Origin of the sequence: Microcystis sp. M53602_WE12 (assembly GCF_030065455.1) — a bacterium.
GTDB lineage: Bacteria > Cyanobacteriota > Cyanobacteriia > Cyanobacteriales > Microcystaceae > Microcystis > Microcystis aeruginosa.
The window spans coordinates 1-5,334 of the sequence record NZ_JASJFB010000862.1 but is presented as its reverse complement, the minus strand read 5'-3'; the positions used below and the strand labels follow the sequence as shown (position 1 = coordinate 5,334).

General features: G+C 41.6%; 4 protein-coding genes and 2 pseudogenes. 1 reads left to right on the top strand and 5 read right to left on the bottom strand.

Annotated features, from left to right (window positions below):
• Positions 1 to 135: pseudogene (locus PX482_RS26245) on the top strand (ISKra4-like element ISMae18 family transposase); the annotation flags it as partial.
• A 322-nt stretch (positions 136 to 457) separates the two neighbouring features.
• On the opposite strand, the gene PX482_RS26240 reads toward PX482_RS26245, so the two are convergent.
• The 5 genes and pseudogenes from PX482_RS26240 to PX482_RS26215 all read right to left on the bottom strand — a co-directional run bounded on the left by PX482_RS26240 (position 458) and on the right by PX482_RS26215 (position 4,773).
• Positions 458 to 886, bottom strand: coding sequence for a DUF29 domain-containing protein (locus PX482_RS26240; protein WP_002756725.1), 429 nt, complete (start codon positions 884 to 886; stop codon positions 458 to 460).
• Between the two features lie 755 nt (positions 887 to 1,641).
• Positions 1,642 to 1,976: pseudogene (locus tag PX482_RS26230) on the bottom strand (type II toxin-antitoxin system VapC family toxin).
• Positions 1,977 to 2,102: 126 nt separating this feature from the next.
• Entirely contained in the window at positions 2,103 to 2,483 is a 381-nt protein-coding gene (locus tag PX482_RS26225; RefSeq protein ID WP_002756719.1) for a hypothetical protein, read from the bottom strand.
• A 4-nt stretch (positions 2,484 to 2,487) separates the two neighbouring features.
• Positions 2,488 to 2,754 carry a hypothetical protein gene (locus PX482_RS26220; protein ID WP_002733164.1) on the bottom strand — a complete coding sequence of 89 codons (267 nt, stop codon included), beginning with the start codon at positions 2,752 to 2,754 and terminating at the stop codon, positions 2,488 to 2,490.
• A 354-nt stretch (positions 2,755 to 3,108) separates the two neighbouring features.
• Positions 3,109 to 4,773, bottom strand: coding sequence for an AIPR family protein (locus PX482_RS26215; protein WP_002756717.1), 1,665 nt, complete (start codon positions 4,771 to 4,773; stop codon positions 3,109 to 3,111).
• Positions 4,774 to 5,334: the final 561 nt, after the last annotated feature.

Sequence of the window (5,334 nt, the reverse complement as noted above, 5' to 3'; positions counted from 1 at the left end):
GGTTCTGGAAGTGTAGAGTCAAAGATTAAGCAACTAGGTGCAAGAATGAAAATTGTGGGAGCACATTGGCAAGCAGAGAATGTTCATCAGTATTTGAAGCTACGTTGTGCTTATCTCAACGGCGATATTGCCTGAGTATTTTTACTCATTGCAAAACTGGGATGCTCCCGGTCAACTTTCTGTATATCACCCCGTTCTGTAACATAAAATACTTAATTTGTCAATAGGTAGTAATATTTAATCTGCTTATACTTCGAGTTTTGGTCTGAAAATGGGCGCTCAATCCCACATTCCGCACCCTCAACTGTCACATAATACTAAATCCGTTGAGTAACGCACAGAAAACGGGTTTCTCGGAGAAACCCGTTTTCTGCTCATGCACTCATGCAAAAAGGGAGAATAAATAATCAGTCTTTAATAACCAGATTTAGGATTATTTAACCTTTAATCAAGGCTATCACTGGGGCCACCAATCTTCGATCACCTGCGCGATAGTATAGGGACAAAACTCGGGAAAAATGCTGAGGACTAAACCTGTTTGTTTGGCGGCCTCTCGACGCGCTCTGGTGTATTCCTTATCCAAAATTTGCGCGGGATAACCGCGTAGACTGGGACTATCCTCTAATTTGCGACGAATTTGCGATCGCCCATCATTGATGGAATCCAGCCAACTATCGGAGTGCCGTTGGGGTTGATATTGCCACTTGAGCAGATGAAGCAAAATTCGCTCCATTTGAGAACCAATCGCACTGCGTTCACTTTTCCCCAAATCCTCGATTTCCTCGATTAAATGCTCCCAGTCAATGGCATCCCAGCGTTGTTCCCGCAAAAGTTGAGCCGTATCCCGGGCCCAGAGAATTAAATCGCAATTGTAGGTGGTTGGCATAACCGGTTCCCTGTTTTTCAAGCTTTTCGGGTGGGATTGTGGGGTTAATTCTGTTAGGTTAACGATCCGGCGTTTTCTTAATGATAACTGATTACCGTTCGCTTACAGCCCCTTCCGCAGTTCTAGAGTTTCCCAAAACCAGAGACCTTGCACCTCACCATTAACAAAAATATAGGGCCACAACATATATACTCATTTGTCAATAGGTAGTAATATTTAATCTGCTTATATTTCGAGTTTTGGTCTGAAAATGGGCGATCAATAGAGCAGCAATTATTGTGGTTGGGTTGACCCAAGGAAACCCAACAAAGAGTAACCTTTGGGGTGGTTGGGTTTCGCTTTTTCAAGCGAATTGAGCTATTTTCGCCCCAGTCTTGTTTCGATCAACCCAACCTACGCGGCTTAGACTCACAGTTTCAATCAATGTGCATGGTGCGTTCCCAAAAATCGATCGCTGGAGCGGTAGAAGTTGCCTTAGGGAACGCACCCTACAAGATTGCGATCGCTCTAACGGCTGAGTTCAGCCGCCACAGAGAATCTTCAACTTCTATCAGATCATCTCTAGGCGGTCGGATGCAACGATTTGTTATGCGGTTGACTGCGAGGTTTGAGTGGAGTCGAAATAATTTGTCTGCTGCTAGTGGATTGTTTTTTACGAAGATCATTGCAAATTGCTTGCAAATCATAGTTAAAGGACTTCGCGTGTTCTTCACGTATTCTGTAAATTTCTTCTAGAACTTCATCTTTCCACATAATTAATCTCCCATTAGTTCATTAGGTGTACAAATCGTTGGCAGATCATATCCTGCTTCTATACTTATTTGTGCTAGTTTCTTTTGTATTTGAGCATTGGCAATATGCTTACAGTTCCAAGTTAAAAGATAGTCAATTCCGTAAAATGTAGCAACTGCAATATGAAGCGCATCATCAGAGGCTTTAGGGGGGGGGAGATATAAAGCGTAAATTGCTCTCGGCGTGTGTCCCACCACTCTTGGGTAATCCCCAAGTTTGCCATGAGGATTAAGTTATTGCTGAGTCTGGCTGTTAAGTAACCAACCACGCTAGTTTCAACGTAAACAGTTTCGCTCATTTGAAATGCGCTAGTTAGATCTGTATTTTATCCCAATCTGTGCAAAACTGTCGCTACGAAGCGATGCGCCCTGCTACGCAGTGCCTTCGGCATCGCACTAACGTTGTTAGACCGTTCCACACCCGATTAGCTTAAACTGTTCAATGACTGAATTACGACTATTCCACCCTCGATCGCATCAAGTTGCATCCGATAGCCGTAGAGTAAACTCATACCAACTAAAGGGTCTGTTTCAGCTGCGTTAACATCAATATACCGATATTCACCGTCCCAAATAACAAGACCACTGTAAACGTCAAAGATACAGGTACTTCCATCCCCTAATGTTCCCTCTTCACGGCTATACAACCGTAAGTTGAGGCTGTTGATTACTGTCAGAGGTAAGGTCAAAAAGCCTGTGAACCCTGTATCAATAACAGCATCAATTACTTGCCTCTGTTTACTCTCATTGCTTACGACTAACCTAAGCCTTGCCTCGCAGTTTTGATCAACAATTCCGTTCATCATAAAGTTAAAGCAGACGACCTACGCCAAAGCGGTGAACGCCTTTATGTCCAATTCGGACACGCCAGATTTGAGCATCAGGGTTTCGTTCAAGCAATCGATTAGAAGCAGTTATTGTGTCATTGGCAAGCTCAAAAGCACCTGTTTCAATATCTATGGCTACAATCTTCCCATGATTGCCTTCCTCGACTTGGGGGCGCACCTGAGATTGATAAATCTCATTACCACGTCGGGCGAATTCTTCTTTGCTGTAGCGGAGTTGATTAACTGTCATTGTCCTGACCCCGTTGCCACTTTTGCCCCTCTATTTTAACCTCAACATTGGCAATCTTCGCTAACATTCCCCAACTGGGACCACAAAGGCTGCATCGCACTTAGACTCACAGTTTCAATCAATGTTCATGGTGCGTTCCCCAAAATCGATCGCTGAAGCGGTAGAAGTTGTTTTAGGGAACGCACCCTACAAGATTGCGCTCTGCTACGCAGTGCCTTTGGCATCGCACTATATTAATCTGTGAAGTCACACAGCAACAGGCAACTTTGAAAATTCACCAATATTTCAGCTAACGGTCAAGTTAGGTTAAGCGAGTTTGCAAGAAAAGAAGTCGAATTATTGAACCGATTTGATTCATTGAAGTCTACTTATTAAATCACCACGTCGAAATGTTGCAGATAGCTGCTGCAAGGAAATCTCTTGTTCTCCATAAAGATCCTGAAGTGCCTGTTTAATATCCTGTAATGAAGCATTAAAGTAACTCTCCCCATTTTGATCAATAAGCATTTGGGCTGATTGAAAATTTTGATGACTAATATCTTTCATCTGAACTTTCATATCAGCCAAAAGTTTTTGTCCCATCTGCATTGCAATAAAGCAGGAAGCATAGCGGACAAAATCTGGGTCAGTAGACTCAGGTCTTTTGCGGCGGTTTTCTGCAATTCTGTAAAGCTGAACAGCTATTACGATTTGCGCTCCATTTAATTGGTCAGTAAAGATTGTATCATACAGTTTCCCAAAATGTTCACGAGAGAAAAACTTTGCTTGATGAGGTTTTCTTCGCCAAACGGATAATACTGCCTCAGCAGCTACTCCTGAAGTAATATCAGCAGAGCGAGTAGGAGTATTGGAACGTTTAGTCCTGTAGTTAAATCCTAATTGCTCAATATCCTTTTCCAATATTTTCTGGCGCTCATCATTAGCACGTAAATCTTTGAGATCTACTGGATTTTGGCTATTGGTTGCGTAGGTAATTCTTTGAACTAAACCTTCATTTTCACGAGGCAATTGATAGAGTCTTAAAAGAACAAAAGCTTGGGCATTTTGATGAATTAAATCTGGTTCTCGCAAGGTTTTAAATATGGTCATACACGTTTGACCACCGTTAATGATTTGTAAATTCTCAACACGCACTTTGTAATCGCCATCTTGCAATGCGTTGTATGAGAAACTATCACAAATCAACGTGACCCCGTTATTATAAAAGTAAAAATTGTTTTTTTCATCGCTAGTTAAAGTATGACGGATACCCTCATTTACGCGATTTCCTTGTAAACCCAAGTAGCGACGAATATTGCGCTCTAATAAACGTTCTCCATGTCGCTCTATAAGTGTGGCAATTTCTGTCACCGAAATTCTACCCAACAGTACTCGGCTAAACTCCATATCTTCCACAATAGCTTTGCCACTTAGCTGCAAAGTATCTTTTACGGGTTTAGAAGCTTGAAGAATTTTGACTAAACGCTCGTGATTAACATATTCCCATGTCACCTGATCTCCAAACTCAGCACGATCAATAGCCTCTTGAGCAGATAAATTCCATTTCAGCCCATTGTTGCAAGCTATTGTCCGAACTTGGGGAATATAGCCATCCCGGATTAGGCTACGAGCTTCTTCCACTTTCACAAGCAGTCGTTGATTAATATGTTCTAGTTTGGCTGCTGGATTAAATAAGTAATTAATTGCGTTTATTAAACTTTTTATACCTTCTTCAGGAAAGTTAGAGTTTCCTTCTAGGTTGTTCTTATATTTTGCCTGAAATAAACTAACTGTAAATTCACCGTCATATTCTTCTGAGATATGTATAGCATCTACTCCAAAGTCACCACCTCCTTCTGTTAAGCAATCAAAAACATCATCTCCATCTAAATCTAAAATGGTTTTAACGCACAGATATACAAAAGCCAAAGACTTAAGCCGGCCTTCATCTGTGATTCGTAGTTCTTCAGAAGCTTTTTGACGAATGTCTTTGCTAACTGATACTAAGCGTTGGTCGATGATGGATATATTAATATTCATGTACTTATTTAACGAACATATTTAAATAGCTTATTTTATTGTGCCTAACTACATATTATAGCGGTAAGCGCTTGAGTGAGATACAAACCAAGCTTTGCCTAGCATGGTTTATAGCTCGTGACACTGTACCTCATACGACTGCACACCGCTATATACGAAAACTTTCTGCATAACAGTCTCCAGAGTAACGATATGGGTCAACTTTCTGTATGTTACACCGACATACAACATATATACTCATTTGTCAATAGGTAGTAATATTTAATCTGCTTATACTTCGAGTTTTGACCTGAAAATGGGCGATCGATAGTCAAGCGATCGAGAGATGGGGATGACCACGAGCCTAGGGGATTATGCAAGGGTGAACCACTTATCGGCAGGTTTCCAGGCCGCTCCCCAATAACTGATCACTGAAAGAGGGCTAAACTAAAAAGCCGTGCTAAAATCAGCATATCTAGGGTCGCTTGTGTAGGTGATGGATAGGCTATGTTTGAAAGATTTACGGAAAAAGCCATTAAAGTAATCATGCTCGCCCAAGAAGAAGCCCGCCGCCTTGGCCAT